The 15,539-nt window shown below is 48.0% G+C and carries 15 protein-coding genes; 9 read left to right on the top strand and 6 right to left on the bottom strand.

The annotated features are described in order from the left end of the window. Positions 1 to 131: 131 nt before the first annotated feature. The gene (locus LEPBO_RS0108015; protein ID WP_026148493.1) at positions 132 to 521 is read right to left on the bottom strand and encodes an AbrB family transcriptional regulator; all 390 of its coding nucleotides are present in this window, start codon (positions 519 to 521) and stop codon (positions 132 to 134) included. Positions 522 to 1,163: 642 nt separating this feature from the next. On the opposite strand from LEPBO_RS0108015, the gene LEPBO_RS0108010 reads away from it, so the two are divergent. Then, a complete protein-coding gene (locus tag LEPBO_RS0108010; protein ID WP_017287033.1) occupies positions 1,164 to 2,360 on the top strand; it encodes an HhoA/HhoB/HtrA family serine endopeptidase in 1,197 nt (398 codons plus the stop codon). Between the two features lie 193 nt (positions 2,361 to 2,553). Here the strand turns inward: LEPBO_RS0108010 and LEPBO_RS0108005 are convergent, their stop codons facing one another. Further along, complete coding sequence (locus LEPBO_RS0108005; RefSeq protein ID WP_017287032.1) at positions 2,554 to 3,240, bottom strand: zinc metallopeptidase; 687 nt, start codon at positions 3,238 to 3,240, stop codon at positions 2,554 to 2,556. 283 nt (positions 3,241 to 3,523) lie between these two features. On the opposite strand from LEPBO_RS0108005, the gene yqeK reads away from it, so the two are divergent. Further along, positions 3,524 to 4,243, top strand: a complete 720-nt coding sequence (gene yqeK / locus LEPBO_RS0108000; protein WP_017287031.1) for a bis(5'-nucleosyl)-tetraphosphatase (symmetrical) YqeK — start codon at positions 3,524 to 3,526, stop codon at positions 4,241 to 4,243. Beyond that, a complete protein-coding gene (gene rsfS, locus LEPBO_RS0107995) occupies positions 4,244 to 4,645 on the top strand; it encodes a ribosome silencing factor (protein ID WP_017287030.1) in 402 nt (133 codons plus the stop codon). Between the two features lie 177 nt (positions 4,646 to 4,822). Here rsfS and LEPBO_RS0107990 read toward each other — a convergent pair whose 3' ends face one another. From LEPBO_RS0107990 to LEPBO_RS0107980, 3 genes are all read right to left on the bottom strand, one after another. After that, entirely contained in the window at positions 4,823 to 5,569 is a 747-nt protein-coding gene (locus tag LEPBO_RS0107990) for a hypothetical protein (RefSeq protein ID WP_017287029.1), read from the bottom strand. 87 nt (positions 5,570 to 5,656) lie between these two features. Continuing rightward, complete coding sequence (locus LEPBO_RS0107985) at positions 5,657 to 6,211, bottom strand: phycobiliprotein lyase (RefSeq protein WP_017287028.1); 555 nt, start codon at positions 6,209 to 6,211, stop codon at positions 5,657 to 5,659. 96 nt (positions 6,212 to 6,307) lie between these two features. Further along, positions 6,308 to 7,948, bottom strand: a complete 1,641-nt coding sequence (locus LEPBO_RS0107980; protein WP_172410468.1) for a DUF1565 domain-containing protein — start codon at positions 7,946 to 7,948, stop codon at positions 6,308 to 6,310. Between the two features lie 281 nt (positions 7,949 to 8,229). On the opposite strand from LEPBO_RS0107980, the gene LEPBO_RS0107975 reads away from it, so the two are divergent. The 5 genes from LEPBO_RS0107975 to LEPBO_RS0107955 all read left to right on the top strand — a co-directional run bounded on the left by LEPBO_RS0107975 (position 8,230) and on the right by LEPBO_RS0107955 (position 12,882). Continuing rightward, positions 8,230 to 9,285 carry a thiamine phosphate synthase gene (locus LEPBO_RS0107975; RefSeq protein WP_017287026.1) on the top strand — a complete coding sequence of 352 codons (1,056 nt, stop codon included), beginning with the start codon at positions 8,230 to 8,232 and terminating at the stop codon, positions 9,283 to 9,285. Then, positions 9,286 to 9,489 (top strand): sulfur carrier protein ThiS, encoded by a 204-nt coding sequence (thiS, locus tag LEPBO_RS0107970; protein WP_017287025.1) that lies wholly within the window; start codon positions 9,286 to 9,288, stop codon positions 9,487 to 9,489. Positions 9,490 to 9,523: 34 nt separating this feature from the next. Further along, positions 9,524 to 10,366 (top strand): prolipoprotein diacylglyceryl transferase, encoded by an 843-nt coding sequence (lgt, locus tag LEPBO_RS0107965; protein WP_017287024.1) that lies wholly within the window; start codon positions 9,524 to 9,526, stop codon positions 10,364 to 10,366. A gap of 117 nt (positions 10,367 to 10,483) precedes the next feature. Next, positions 10,484 to 12,046 carry an FAD-dependent oxidoreductase gene (locus LEPBO_RS0107960; RefSeq protein ID WP_017287023.1) on the top strand — a complete coding sequence of 521 codons (1,563 nt, stop codon included), beginning with the start codon at positions 10,484 to 10,486 and terminating at the stop codon, positions 12,044 to 12,046. 11 nt (positions 12,047 to 12,057) lie between these two features. Next, positions 12,058 to 12,882: a SirB1 family protein gene (locus tag LEPBO_RS0107955; RefSeq protein ID WP_017287022.1), complete on the top strand. Its 825-nt coding sequence runs from the start codon at positions 12,058 to 12,060 to the stop codon at positions 12,880 to 12,882. A gap of 48 nt (positions 12,883 to 12,930) precedes the next feature. On the opposite strand, the gene LEPBO_RS0107950 is transcribed toward LEPBO_RS0107955, so the two are convergent. Beyond that, entirely contained in the window at positions 12,931 to 13,377 is a 447-nt protein-coding gene (locus LEPBO_RS0107950) for an SRPBCC family protein (RefSeq protein WP_017287021.1), read from the bottom strand. Positions 13,378 to 13,865: 488 nt separating this feature from the next. On the opposite strand from LEPBO_RS0107950, the gene LEPBO_RS0107945 reads away from it, so the two are divergent. Next, positions 13,866 to 15,515 carry a mechanosensitive ion channel gene (locus LEPBO_RS0107945; RefSeq protein ID WP_017287020.1) on the top strand — a complete coding sequence of 550 codons (1,650 nt, stop codon included), beginning with the start codon at positions 13,866 to 13,868 and terminating at the stop codon, positions 15,513 to 15,515. Positions 15,516 to 15,539 lie beyond the last annotated feature (24 nt).

Genomic DNA, 15,539 nt, shown 5'->3' with positions numbered 1-15,539 from the left:
TTATAAAAGTAGAGTCTCATCGGTTTCGGCTGGTCCAAACTCCTGTAAACATCATTAGCATCCCGCCTAGAAAAATCGCGATCGCTAGACCCACCGGAATAGCAGTTTGCCAATCAATGTTTTCCATAGAATTACACGTTGAGTTCTTCTCGATCGAGTTGTTTCAGATGAATATGCTTTCGTCCCAAAGAGATTTCAAATTCATCTCCTGGCTGCAATTCCATTTGTTTTGTATACGCTGCACCAATTAACAAATTACCATTAGACTGCACACTAATTCGGTAACTTGCACTGCGACCTCCTCGTCCATTGGTTGCCTGTTTCCCATCTAATTGAATTCCTTCTGCATCGATTAATGCATTCAGGAATTTCATCATATTCACACGTTCGACTCCATTTTTCGTCACCGTGTAATAGCCGCATTCTTTCGCTTTTTCTTCTTTATTGAGATGGTCGAGTTCCTTCACCTTCTTCAGCAGAGATTCCCCCGTCAGTGGCTCAATCTTTTTCTTCTTAGTCATCAACCCGAAATCCGAATCAGTGGACATCAATTCGATCTGATCAGCGCTCCCAAATCCACTAAATTGAGATTATTTAGTGCCCGGTGAGTTTGCCCAATTCATATTACACTGGCATCGCTGATTTTTGACACAAATTCGTCTCAGATTGCCGACAAAAATGACGTGCGAATTCGCTTAGAATTTGCAACGATTTTCGCCCTTCTTTCTCGTGATCGTAGTCTTTAGAAGTTTGGGAAGGGAAATGTAAAAATAAAAAGGAGCAGACTTACTGCGTTGAGCGAACTACGGCGGCAATCCTGACGGCATCGTCAAACATCGACACCTTAGAGATCAAAAACCTTTTGTCGCTCAAGTTGTAAGCTGCTCTTACCATTCATTCACCTGTGATTCATAAGTTATCAACCTCACTTGTCAACGCTGTGTGTTCGTCATGAAGTTGAAATGACAAAATCAAAGATAGAGAGAGCATCCTGCATGCAGCGATAAAGATATGGCACAGTTGCAACTAAATTGCCGCGCTAACGTCATATTTGATGACTATAGTCGAAGTATCTATCATTTGGATGAAGAGCAATTTGCATCTTTGCTTACGGAAATGATTGAAATTTTTGGAGATGCAACATTAAGGAGAGTACACACCCGATGACAACGCCTCGCAAATCGTTTAAACAGTCTGCTGTCTATTTCATGCTGCCATTGGTCGGAGCGGGGACAGCCCTCGCTGGAAATCGTCTACTCTCCAGCAATGCTGTCAATAATATTGTTTCACCTCCTGCGATCGCGCAAGCAACGAATCGTACCGCTGGACTCGCTGACCCGAATTTTATCGCATCTGCCGTGGAGCGAGTCGGACCTGCGGTGGTGCGGATTAACGCTTCGCGAACCGTGCAATCGCGCGTTCCCGAAGTATTTAACGATCCTTTCTTCCGCCAATTCTTCGGCAATCAAATTCCCAATCAACCTTCGCAACGCGTTGAGCGCGGAACAGGTTCAGGCTTCATCATTAGCGGCGATGGATTGATTTTAACGAATGCTCACGTGGTCAGTGGTGCAGACATCGTGACTGTCACGATGAAAGATGGACGTGAGATCAGTGGAAAAGTGGTGGGTCAAGATTCTCTGACCGATGTTGCTGTGGTGCGAGTTCAGGCGAATAATTTACCGACGGTTCCACTGGGCAACTCGGATGGGTTGAAGCCAGGAGAATGGGCGATCGCAATCGGAAATCCGCTCGGGTTAGATAATACCGTCACGGCTGGCATCATCAGTGCGACCGGGCGATCCAGTGCGGAAGTGCGAGTAGCAGACAAGCGGGTGAGCTTTATTCAAACGGATGCCGCGATTAATCCGGGGAATTCTGGTGGTCCTTTGCTCAACCAACGCGGGGAAGTGATTGGCATGAATACCGCGATCATTGGTGGGGCGCAGGGGTTAGGCTTTGCAATTCCTATCAATACGGCTCAGCGGATCTCGCAGCAGTTGATTTCTAAAGGTCGGGTGGATCACCCCTATTTAGGAATTCAGATGCGGGGATTGACAGCGGACTTGAGAGATCAGATTAACCGCGATCGAGAAGTTGGTTTCCGAGTCCAAGATGATCAAGGCGTGGTCATTTTTCGCGTGATGCCGAATTCTCCGGCTGCAAGAGCGGGCTTGCGGAATGGAGATGTGATCAAGAAAGTAAATGGTCAAACCGTGACAAAAGCGGATCAAGTTCAGCAAGCAGTGGAGAACGCTTCGGTGGGCGGAAATCTTCGGCTTGATGTGAGTCGCGGAGGGAATACGACGACTGTGAGTGTACAGCCTGGGGTGTTCCCGACTCAAACGGCGCAGAATTAATGACAGTTCATCGTTGATGGTGTCTCTACTCGTCAATCCCATGAATTTTGCGGAGTGGCGAGTGGAGAATAGTAACCCTGATTTCAGATCCTCACGCTATCTCCCTATCAGATTGATATTGAACCATAGTGAATTGATACAAAAAGCCGATGGATATATCCATCGGCTTTTTAGTTAATCTTGAAGTCTCAGGCTAATCGCGCTGACCGAGCGCAATTAAGATGTACTGAACCAACTGGAGCAATGCATACAGCGCAGTTGCAACGTAAGTAAATGCTGCTGCATTCAAGACTTTTCGCGCACCTTGATTCTCTTCACCCTGCAAAATGCCGAGTTCATCGATCAAGCGTAAGGCTCGGCTTGACGCATCAAATTCAACGGGCAGAGTAACCAGATGGAACACAATCACAGCCGCAAACAGCGCAATTCCAATTTTGATGAATACGCCACCCAGTGCTCCTAGGAACAAACCACCCATAATCAAGAGTGGTCCAAAATTTGCGCCTAGGTTTACGGCTGGAACTAATGCCGCCCGAACATTCATCGGTACATATCCTTTCACATCTTGTAGAACGTGACCACATTCATGTGCTGCTACCGCTGCTGCAGCTAATGAACTCGAACCGTAAACGACTTCTGAGAGTCGAACCGCTTTTGCACTTGGGTCGTAATGATCCGTCAGTTCCCCCGCGACAGGCTCGACGCTCACGTCATAAACGCCCATGCGATCGAGAATCATTTTCGCAACTTCTGCCCCCGTCATTCCCATTCGTGAGGGAATCTCAGAGTATTTGCGGTACGTGTTTTGAACCCGCTGCTGCGCCCAGAATACCAGGATCATGCCGGGAATCAGCAGGAGATAAGACCAATGGAAAAACATGCCGTTTACCTTTTCTTAAATTCTATGCGAGGCTTAATTGACTGCTTTTATCCGCTATGCTATCACCTCTAAATCTAGGATGCCTGGAGCGAAAACCGAACTCGACCCGGTTGAATTTTAGCTGCGGAATTTTCGATGAATTTGTCACAAATCGCATCCGATGAGAGGGGATCGAGACTCAGAGACTTACGTTAGAATAAAGACAGCACTGAAAGGAAGGAATGGATCGCTCGATGTCAATTTTTATCCCCGCACAAGGTACTGGCAGGAGATAGCAGTACTGATGCGTGAATTGCCCAAAGCACTACAGACTGAAGGGACTTCGCCACAGGTGGATAAATCGATCGCGCTTTCACGTTTACTTCCGCCTCCTGATCGATCGCGTGCAAGAGTTTTATTCTGGCTGAAAGGTCAAGTCCCCGAAACTCGAATTCGACATATCCTGCGGGTCGAACAATTCGCGATCGAGCTTGCTCAACGGCATCATCTCGATCGTGAGAAAGCGGCGCAAGCTGCACTCATGCACGATTTGGCAAAGTTCTTTAAGCCAAAGCGACTGTTGAGTATGGCGATCGCAGAAGGCTTGGAGATCGATCCGATTGAAGAGATGAATCCTCATTTACTTCATGCAGATGCAGGTGCGATCGTGGCACGGGACGAATTCGGTGTAACGGATTCTGAGGTATTAAATGCAATTCGGCATCATACGCTTGGCAGTCCGGAGATGAGTTTACTCGGCTGTGTGGTGTATCTAGCGGATGGGCTAGAACCAGGACGGGGAGCCACACCTGAGTTAGAAGAATTGCGAGACTTGAGTCGGCAGGACTTGATTCAGGCAACTTGGCGAGTGGCAGATGCATCGCTCAGACACTTGATTCAAGCGGGTCACCTGATCCATCCGCGCACGGTACAAACTCGTAATGCCTTTTTACAACGGTTCAAACAAACAGTTGTAAAAGACCCGATCGCTAAAATCCAACTCGTAAAAGGAATTCAAACCTGAATGACAGAACTTTCTAACCAGCAAACTCTTTCGCTCAATACGACGCTAGACGATCGCTCAGATCGAATGGCACAGTTAGTCGCTACGGCAGCTGATGAGCGCAAAGGGAGCGATATTGTGTTGTTGAAAGTCGGCGATGTGTCGGTTCTGGCAGATTATTTTGTCGTCGTGACAGGGTACTCAAAGGTGCAAGTCCGGGCAATTGCTCGATCGATTGAAGACAAACTGGAAGAAGAGATGGGACGGAAGCCCATTCGATCCGAAGGCTTCTCGGATGGGACTTGGATTATTGAGGATTACGGTGATGTGATCGTGCATGTGATGATGCCTCAAGAACGCGAATTCTATGGCTTAGAGTCGTTCTGGGGACATGCACCGCGCGTTCCGTTTGGCACCTTGTAAATTGATTTAGAACATAAAGTGAATCGAGAGATTAGAATTCTAACCTCTCGATTTTTTATGAGGTTTGGGGTTCGGCTCAATTTTTAGAGGAGACGAGCTTCAGAACGGTTTAGAATGTCGGAAATTGCGATCGTTGAACCAAGCCGAGACGCAGCGAAATAGCTCGAAATGTACCTTTTACGCAGCAGCAGGCTCAGGCTGCATTTCAACAGGTGCGCCTTCTTCTACCATTTGAGCCATCTTGCCGCCTTTACGAATGTAGTTTTGCACGGCTGCAAACATTGCATTCACTTTGCGAGTCCGCCATTCATCAATTAACGCTTGCGTTTTGGCAATGCCAAAGTCACGTTCCATGACTTCATAAAGATAAGCAGCGTGTCGTGTCTCATCTTCAGCGATACTCAAAACGCCCTTTTTCAAGTTTGTACTCGTCGCATCTTCTGGTAGGGCTTCTGCAAGTCTGAAAAAGTCTTTACTCGCATCCAGTTCAAGAATATAAGTGCTGGCAAGAAAGACTTCCCAAGGAATATTTGCAGGTTTCAACTGTTCTTGAGAGTAGCCTACAAAATAGGCATCAAAAAAGGGACTCCGCTTCGATTCCTCCGGTTTCCTGTCCGTTTGACGATCGCGCAGTTGACTAAAATCGATGACCTTTTTATTGAGCTGCTTTAAGCCATGCGCAAAGATCTGACCATGCCGTTTCTCATCGTTGGCATGGAGATCAAGCTTTTCTGCGAACCAGGTTTTGTCTTCTGCAAGTGCACGATCGCGCAAAGCCTGCAAAAATGGCACAGAACCCGATTCTGCCATTTGAAAGCCAGCGAGGAGATTCGGACGAGTTTGACGATCGCGAATTCCACTCGACAAAATGTAAGCGCTCGCACCTGAACCGACAATGTGGAGAAATTGCGTCAGAAGATTCATCGCTCTAAAAGGTGAGGACTGCACCCGCTATGGTAACGCGCTGAAGCGGTAGGGAGTAGGAGACAGCTTTGTTCTCTATCTCCCGACCTATTTCGCGGCAGCCGCATCCGCTGCTTTTGGATCGGGCTTGACTGCACCTAAGCGAACTTCAGAACAGAACGATGCCAGACTGAAGCCGCCTGCCTGCTTCAAAACACTGTGCCGGAAGCGCACATTTGGGCTTTCAAACCAGATTCGCTCTTTCGAGTAAAGGGTGTCTGATTCGGTAATCAGAGTTAATCCCATCGCGTCTGAGACTTCGTAGTGTCCCACAATCGGGGTCTGCTGGGTAGTTCCCATTTCGCCAAGTAGCTTGCCCGAATTTTGGGTATCGCCTGCGATCGGCACAAGCACAGTCGAGCCAGTTTGCTTCCTCGTTTCGCCATCGAGAAAGCCTTCCCACGTCAGCCGTGCGCCGAGCAATGCCGTAGTTGGGTCAACCTGATACTTTTCACATAGCTGAATCACAGCAGGGTCGGATTTGTCGAGTAGGTCGATCTCGATCGTAGATTTTCCGCTCCCTTGCTGAGCGGCAGGATGATGGCTAGTTCGCATCGACGACCATCTGCCTGCACTAAGTTCAAAAAACTCGACAATATCCATAACGATCCTATAGCGGGTTGTGATTCCTCTCCATTGTAAAAGGTTCAGTTACCCGAAAAAATCAGCCGTCGAGAAAGAATTGACGGCTGATCGCGCTCAGATTTGTTCGATCGACGCTTGTAATCCCTGATTTAGGAGGATTTGCAGCAATTCATCTGCTTCTGCTCGATCGCGAAATGCACCGGCTTGCATCACTCTCCGTCCTCTTAAGGCAAACGCATCGGCAACCACCGATCGCACTTGAGTCTGCTCAGACGCTGTACTCGCTTGGACAATGACCCGAAATCGGAATCCAAGACTGGAAGCTTGACTCACTGCACCCGATCCGCCGCGCCAAATTCGGACTGAGGTTCCGGCTGTATTGCCAATTGGTGGGGTCGCTCGTGGAACAGGCAGAATACCGGAAGCAGAAGCGACACGACGGGGTTGTTGAACAAGTTGCGGTTTAGGTTGTGCGATTTGGGGTTGAACTTGGGGAATGCGGATTGGAATTCCTTCAGTTGGACGAATTTCAGTTGGGCGAATTTCAGTTGGACGAATCGCAGCGTTGATTCGCAGGGTGGGAAGTGGGCGATTTGAGCGGGCGATCGGTAAAGGAGCACTTCTCGAAGTTGCGGCTGGAACCGGAATCTCGATCGCACCATTATTCCGGGCTTGAGGCAGAGGGCGACTGCGAATGGCGAGCGGAGGCAAAGGTCGAGGCTGCCCAAATCCGGTCGAGGAAGCTACATTCGTCGTCATTTCAGGAGCCGCAATGCCAGAGAAATCGAGCCGCCCGATCGTTTTGGCTGAGACTTGATTACCAAAGGCGGGCACAGTTTGAGTGGTGCGCTGAGTATTAATATCAAATTGCTGATTGTTTAAGAACGTGTTGTTGCCGGGATCAGCAGAATTCCCTAAATTAGGACGGGATTGCGCGATCGACACCATCCCGTCTCGCGCGTTGTTATCGATCACATTGTTGCGAAGAATGGGCTGAGCACTGCCCTGCACCACGACCCCATCTTTGTTCTGTGTAATCCGATTTCCGAGTAGCTTGGGAGCAGAATTCTGAGCAATATTCACTCCGAATCCGGTGCGCTCAAAAATATTGTCTTGAATCTCTGGGCGAGACGTTCCGTAGACGGTGACACCGTTCGCGCCGTTTTGGTAGAAATAATTGTTTTTCAGCACGGGGGCGCTATTGCCCACGATCGAGGCTCCGTCATGGGTATTGCCCGTAAACGTATTCGCGAAAATCACTGGACTGGTCGATTCTGTCCAGAGTCCATAGCCTTGGGGGTTAGGATTCGTCACGGTGACTCCAGCGAGCATTGAGCGATCTGCGCCTAGAATCGTGACATTTTGCCGAGCGAAGGTTCGACTGAGAAAAAAGTCGCCTCCCCGAATCAGCACGTTCTGCCCCCGATTGCGGGGATCGCCTTGTAAGGTGATCGTCGGCTTAAGCTGAATCGGAAACACTTCGCCAGTCGCGATACTGTACGTTCCAGGAGCTAGAAGAATGACAGTATTCGGTGCTGCTCGGTCGAGGGCTACTGTAATCGTTTTGAGCGGAGAATTCGCTTGACCAGAGCCATTGTCGTTGCCGATCGCTGGATTGACGTAAATCACCGATGGAGTGATTTGAGCAATCGAGTCGGGCAGTGGGTTCGCGATCGCAGGCTTTTCTGTAATGGCGAATAAGGCAGATACACTTAATACAGCGAATACGGAGGAATACACAGAGCATCGATTCACGATTGTTCTCCAACACACGGCTTGTTCGGATAACATGACTGATTTTCTCGGATCGGTTACAGAAGGTTCAGTCTACACAGAGAATCTGAGTAAACCTCTGTAAAATCACTGGAACGCTGATCACGCGCGGGTTTCCACGGAAATGATCGGATTGAACTTATTGTCTCTGTAAGTCTACGGTGGTCAAGTAAATTAAAAAATCTTTATGAAGTAGCCTCATCCTCTGCCCCTGATACGATAAGAGATTAATATCTGGGAAATTTGCGCCCTTGCACTTCTTTATGCAGTCAGCCCTCTATCGAATTTTAGATGCGAACCTCGATCGCGCCCGTGAAGGTCTCCGGGTGATCGAAGAATGGTGTCGCTTTGGCTTAAACGATGTTGCATTGACAGAACGGTGCAAATACTGGCGACAAGAACTCGCGCATTGGCATCAAGCAGAATTACGGGCTGCCCGCAATACCCCGGATGATCCGGGTACGGATCTGACTCATCCGAACGAGGCAACCCGAGGCAGCATTGAACAAGTGTTGCAGGTGAATTTTTGCCGCGTAGAAGAAGCGCTGAGAGTCTTAGAAGAATACGGCAAAGTTTATCGTGCTGATATGGCAAGCGCAGTGAAGCAAATGCGCTATCAGGTTTACACCTTAGAAAGTCATTTAATGACGGTTCATCGTCGTCAAGTGCTGGATTCTGCTGCGCTTTATCTCGTCACCTCTCCCTCTGAAAATTTGTTCTCAACGGTTGAAGCTGCATTGAAGGGCGGATTGGGACTGGTGCAGTATCGAGACAAAGAGGCAGATGATGCGACTCGGTTTCAGAATGCTCAGAAGCTGCGTGAGCTTTGCCGAGACTATGGAGCATTGTTTATTGTCAACGATCGTGTAGATTTGGCTCTAGCTGTCGATGCCGATGGCGTGCATCTAGGTCAAGACGATATGCCGTTTGCCTGGGCGCGACAAATGTTGGGTCAGCATAAGCTGATTGGGCGATCGACGCATAGCCCGGAACAACTGAAAGCCGCGATCGCAGAAGGAGCCGATTATGTTGGAGTCGGGCCAGTGTATGAAACGCCAACCAAAGCAGGCAGACCTGCCGCTGGACTCGAGTATGTGAAATATGCGGCGGAACATTGTTCGATTCCTTGGTATGCGATCGGGGGAATTGACACGCAAAATATTCATGAGGTGCTCGGCGCAGGAGCGCAGCGAGTCTCGGTTGTGAGAGCAATTATGCAAGCTGAACAGCCGACCTTTGTAACGCAATTTTTTATCGCGCAATTAGAACAAAAGCGGCGATTTCAACCTCAATCTACTCCTGATCCTTGGGAAGCGTGAATGATTACATTGCAAGTGAATGGCGAGACAAAAACTTGTGCAGCCGCATTGAACATGCCGGAATTTTTGGAGTCTTTAGGTATGAATCCGCGCTTAGTTGCAGTCGAGTACAACGGCGAGATTTTGCATCGGCAGCTTTGGGAAACGACTGAGGTGAAGGATGGCGATCGCTTAGAGATTGTCACGATCGTCGGAGGCGGCTAATGTTGATTAGTGCCACTTCGGATGAATTGCGTTTATGTTGCCTTTACTCGCTGAATTTACTTCGCCAGGAATTGGATTTCAAATTGGGCCGCTTTCGATTCGCTGGTACGGAGTGCTCATCGCATCGGCAGTGCTGATTGGGGTGAATTTGTCTCAATACTTGGCATCGCGACGGCAGGTGAATCCAGAATTACTGAGTGATTTAGCGATTTGGCTAGTGCTTGCTGCGATTCCGAGTGCTCGCTTGTATTACGTGATTTTTCAGTGGCGCGATTATGTCGGGAATCCGGCTTCGATGATTGCGATTTGGCAAGGCGGGATTGCGATTCATGGCGCGATCTTGGGTGGCGCAATCGCGGCTTTGATTTTCGCGCGCGTGAAAAAGATTTCGTTTTGGCAATTGGCAGATTTGGTTGCACCGTCACTGATTTTGGGACAAGCGATCGGGCGTTGGGGAAATTTCTTTAATTCGGAAGCCTTTGGTAGTCCGACGGATTTACCTTGGAAGCTATTCATCCCGCTCGATCGCCGTCCGCCGGGATTAGAGAATGTTGCGTACTATCATCCGACCTTTTTGTATGAGTCCCTTTGGAATTTAGGCGTTTTTGCGTTGCTGATGTTCCTGTTTTTCAAAGGGTCTCGGTTAAAGGTTGGAACGCTTTTTTTAACGTATATGGTTGCGTATAGTTCGGGGCGGTTTTGGATTGAGGGACTGCGAACTGATAGCTTGATGTTGGGCTTTTTGAGAATGGCTCAAGTGGTCAGTTTGACAGGAATTGCGATCGGGGCGATTGGATTGTTCTGGCTGTATGGGATGAAGCGATCGCTCCCCGATGTGGTGGATGATCCAAATCCGGATTCGCAACCGACTCGATAATGCTCATAAAAAACCCTAGAGGGCTTGCCTCTAGGGAATTAAGTCAGGGTGCATCTACCATTGCTGTTTCCTCCAGCGAACAAAGCCAATCCGGAAAACTCAATTTGTTGCTCATTCATGTCGCTTACTGAACAAATTCTTGCGAAAACTCCAGGCAATCCATTAGAAGGATTACGTCGGGTCGATGCACTATGGAAGGCTTTGCGTGAAGATGCGATCGCAGTTCCGAACGTGGTACAGACGAGTGCCGACGGGTATAGCCCGACTGAGCGCACTTTAGAAATTGAATACGATGTGCTCATCGCGGGCGGAACGCTTGGAATTTTATTAGGTGCAGCGCTCGTTTTGAAAGGCTGGCGAGTTGCCCTGATCGAACGCGGAACTTTGAAAGGACGCGAGCAAGAATGGAATATTTCGCGCAAAGAATTAGCAGCATTTCTGGAATTAGGATTGTTAAGCGAGACCGAGCTAGAAACCGCGATCGCAACTCAATTTAATCCGGTTCGAGTCAGCTTTGCAGAAGGCTCGAATATCTTTGTGCAGGATGTGCTGAATATCGGCGTTGATCCGGTCTACTTGCTAGAAACGTTGAAGCAAGTTTTTCTGCGGCATGGCGGAACTTTGTTGGAGAACACGCCTTTTGAGAGCGTAGAAATTTGTGCGAATGGGGTTTGTGTTAATCGATCGCTCAATGCCCGACTGATGCTAGATGCAATGGGGCATTTTTCCCCGATCGTTCAGCAAGCGAGACAGGGACAAAAACCAGATGGAGTTTGCTTAGTTGTTGGGACTTGTGCAAAAGGATTTGAGCAGAATGAATCAGGCGATCTGATTGCGTCTTTTACGCCGATTCAGAAGCAATGTCAGTACTTTTGGGAAGCTTTTCCCGCACGAGATGGCAGAACAACGTATCTATTCACTTATCTAGATGCAAATCGCGATCGCTTTTCTTTAGAAGATTTATTCGAGGACTATCTGAATCTGCTGCCTGACTATCAAAACATTCAGCTTGAACAATTAGAATTTGTGCGCGCGCCATTTGGATTTTTTCCTTGCTATCAGAACAGTCCCTTGCACTTGAAATGGGATCGAATTTTGCCTGTTGGAGATAGTAGTGGAAGTCAGTCTCCTCTGAGTTTTGGCGGATTTGGGGCAATGGTGCGGCATCTAGTGCGCTTAACCAATGGTATCGATGAAGCGCTACGATATGAAATGCTAAATCATTCGGCTCTGTCTTTGCTGCAACCGTATCAGCCTAATTTGTCGGTCACTTGGTTATTTCAACGATCGATGAGTGTCGGAGTGAATCAGAACATTGATCCAGATCAGATCAATCAATTGTTGAACACTGTCTTTGGAGAAATGCAGCGATCGGGAGAGCCAGTTTTGAAGCCCTTTTTACAAGATGTGGTTCAGTTTGTCCCACTTTCTCAAACCTTACTGAAGACCGGAATTCTCCATCCTGGCTTAGTGTTAAAAATCATTCCCCATGTTGGAATTTTCGCTTTGCTAGATTGGATGTTGCACTATTTCAATTTGGCAACTTATACCGTTCTCTATTCGATTTCCCAATCTTTTCACCCCTGGATTGCCAAACTCCCGCCAGCGCAGCACTATACCTGGCATCGACGAGTTGAAGCGTGGCAATTTGGCTCAGGAAAAGATTACGTAACTGATTAAGGATCTTAGTGATGGAATTCTCGTTAGCTCGGCAGCGGTTTTATCAAGAGGTACGTCAAGATGACGAGAAAATTAACCTTGAGAAAGCAGCTTTATACATCGCTCAAGAGGAATATCCAAATTTAGAAATTGAGAAGTATTTAACTGAGATCGATCGCATGGCTGCGGAAGTTCATGCCCGCCTGCCAGAAGAACCCTATCCGCTCAAAATCATTCAGACGATTAATCGATATTTATATGAGGATTTAGGATTTTCAGGTAATTCTGAAGACTACTACGATCCCTGTAATAGCTTCTTAAACGATGTCATTGATCGTCGAACCGGAATCCCGATTTCGCTGGCATTGTTGTATTTAGCGATCGCGGAGCGGATCGAATTTCCGATGGTCGGGATCGGGATGCCAGGGCATTTTCTGATTCGTCCGGCTGTGAATGAGGAGATGGAGATCTTTGTCGATGCGTTCCACAACGGAGAAATTCTATTCCCTCAAGATTGCCAGGAACGATTAAATCAATTGGCAGGACAGCCGGTTGAAATGCGTCCTCAATTTCTAGAAGCAGTCTCCCCTAGGCAATTTCTCGCGCGAATGTTGACGAATTTGAAAGGCATTTATCTCAATCAGGGCAAGATTGAGAAATGTCTGGCGATGATTGAGCGGATTCTAATTCTGTTTCCAGATGCGGCGTATGAATTGCGCGATCGCGGCATCATTTATTTTCAAACGCATCGCTGGATTGAGGCGCGGCAGGATTTAGAGGGTTATCTCGATCAAGTGCCAGCGGCGAACGATCGCGATTTGATTCAGCAATTGCTTGATCAAATTGAGAGCGATTGAAGTCGAGCGAACTGGCAGATGGAGCAGGCTGAACTGCAAACGCCCAAGTTAATTCAATGACTCTGCGACCTGCTTCAATCGCCTCAATTGAGCTTCCATATCCTCCTGTGTCCACTTCGCTGCAAACTGATTAAACCCAAAGCGCACGATCGGATTCGGAATCTCAAACTCAAACTGATTCAACAATCTTGTTCCCTTCGCTTCCGGCTGACACTCCCAGCGATCGCGACCCTTAAAAAATCCCTCAAACTGCCATACAACCAGTCCCGGCTGCCGCTCAACTACCACATTCTTCAGCGTCGGGCGCAACAGCGGTATCTGCACAACAAAACGGCTCTGACTGCCCAAGTCCGTAGACCAAGCTTCGATCGGTTCACAGCGCAGAGCCGGATTTAACCAGCGATGCATCAGATTCAAATCCGTAAAACAACGCTCCACATCCGTTGCGCTCGCCTGAATCAAAATCGACTGCTCAAAAACCTGCGGCACTCCCATTTTTCGCTCCCCCAACAGTCCATGAAATTGATCATGGCAAACGAATTGTGCCTTGAGATTAATTCTTAACTAAACCTAAAAAAATGCTGACCTGCATTATCTCTTTCCAGAGAGGGAAGATCCCCCGATTTCTAGAATGGGATACTCTGCCGTGAGGATGCGAGTCAGCATTCGTAGGATACATACGGACTTATCAATTCAAGCTTATTTGTTCATACAAGGCTTGAAGACTTTATGGAAAATTCAAAAAAGTGTTTCTGAGAGCTTTTCTCCAGTGAGAGATACGAGTAATCTTAGGAGTGCAACTGTAAATTTTTGGATGAAATGATAAGTTGTGCGAGATATTTCAGTAATTTTACGATTGACTTCGCAAGGTTATTTTGAACGGTCAAGCCACTTACTCTTATCTAGATTGCACAGTTGTAAGCATCATACAAAAGCGCTCAAACAACGCTTTTTTGTAAGCGAAAGGGGTTTATCAAAAGACCATGAATGAAACTTATCAGTTTGGGGGAGCGCAGCTACTCATGGGCGACCAAATCCTAGCTCAACTTCCTCCGCCTGGAGAGGCTCCATATTTAGTAGTCTTTGGGGTCAATATTGGCGATATTCTCGTGAAATGGGGCGGGGCATTAATCATCTTCCTGCTCGGTATTATTATTGCCGCTTTTGTTTCGAGTATTGTTCGTGGACTCTTGAAACGGACGACTCTAGACGATCAGCTTGCAAATTGGATGTCTGGCGGTCGCACTAGAGCCGACTTTAAAGTTGAAAAACTCATTGCATCGATCGTGTTTTGGATTATCACGATCCTGGCATTGGTGGCTGCATTAAATGTGCTCGGTCTGAATACCGTTTCACAACCACTCAACAATTTCCTCAATCAGATTTTTGCGTTTCTGCCTCAGTTAGGTGCGGCTGCACTTTTAGCAGGTGTCGCCTGGGTGGTGGCAACTTTGGCAAAAACGATCGTGGTGCGTACCTCAGAATCATTTGGGCTAGATGAGAAAATCTCTGATCCAGAGGATTCCACTTTAGAAGCTAGCCCTTTTCGGCTCAGCGATACCTTAGGAAATGCAGTTTACTGGTTTGTTTTCCTATTTTTCTTACCGCTGATTTTGGGTGTTTTGAATCTTCAAGGCCCGCTTCAGCCCGTCCAAAACTTGTTGAATGACATCTTAGGCGCGCTTCCCAACATTATTAAGGCGGCTGTCATTGGGGTCGTTGGCTGGTTCTTGGCGCGAACTGTTCGCGGCATTGTCACGAACTTACTGGCAGCAACCGGAACGGATCAAATTGGCGCAAGAATGGGACTCAACCGAGCGCGAGGCGGGCAATCTTTGTCCTGGTTGCTCGGAACGATCGTGTATGTTCTGATCTTGATTCCCACGATCACCGCAGCCTTAGATGCCCTGAGTATTCCGGCAATTTCGGCACCTGCAACTGCAATGCTGAATCAAGTATTGAATGCGTTGCCATTAGTCTTTACAGCGGCGGCAATTTTGGCAGTAGCTTATGTGGTGGGTAAATTCATCAGCGATTTGGCTTCAGGCATTCTCGCCAGTATTGGATTTGATAATCTCTTTTACTGGCTTGGGTTGCAAGCGTCTCCAACGACTCCGACCGTTGCCCCTGATCGCTTTGACACCGAATTTCAAACGGGCGAAACCATGCTTCAGCCCGATCAGCCAACCGGGTTGCGTAGCCCCTCTGAGATTGCAGGGGTAGTGATCTTAGTCGGTATCATGCTGCTAGCGACCGTTGCCGCAGTTGATGTGCTGAATATTCCAGCATTGACCGCGATCTTGTCCGGAATTTTGGTGATTTTCGGACGGATTCTAGCAGGGTTGGCAGTCTTTGCTGTAGGGCTATACCTTGCGAATTTGGCTTATAGCTTGATTACCAGTTCGGGAAGTCGGCAAGCTAAATTATTAGGTCAAACGGCTCGAATTGCGATTATTGGCTTAGTTGCCGCGATGGCGCTTCAGCAAATGGGGATCGCATCGAACATTGTCAATTTGGCGTTTGGACTGCTGCTGGGCGCGATCGCGGTTGCAATTGCGATCGCATTTGGGCTTGGCGGTCGGGATGTTGCAAGCGAGCAACTCCGGGATTGGCTGAGAAGCTTTAAAAATTAAAACTTGAGCCAAAGCGAAATAGAA

This window comes from Leptolyngbya boryana PCC 6306, from assembly GCF_000353285.1.
Lineage (GTDB): Bacteria > Cyanobacteriota > Cyanobacteriia > Leptolyngbyales > Leptolyngbyaceae > Leptolyngbya > Leptolyngbya boryana.
The sequence above is the reverse complement of the archived record's forward strand: the minus strand, read 5'-3'. Positions and strand labels throughout refer to the sequence as shown.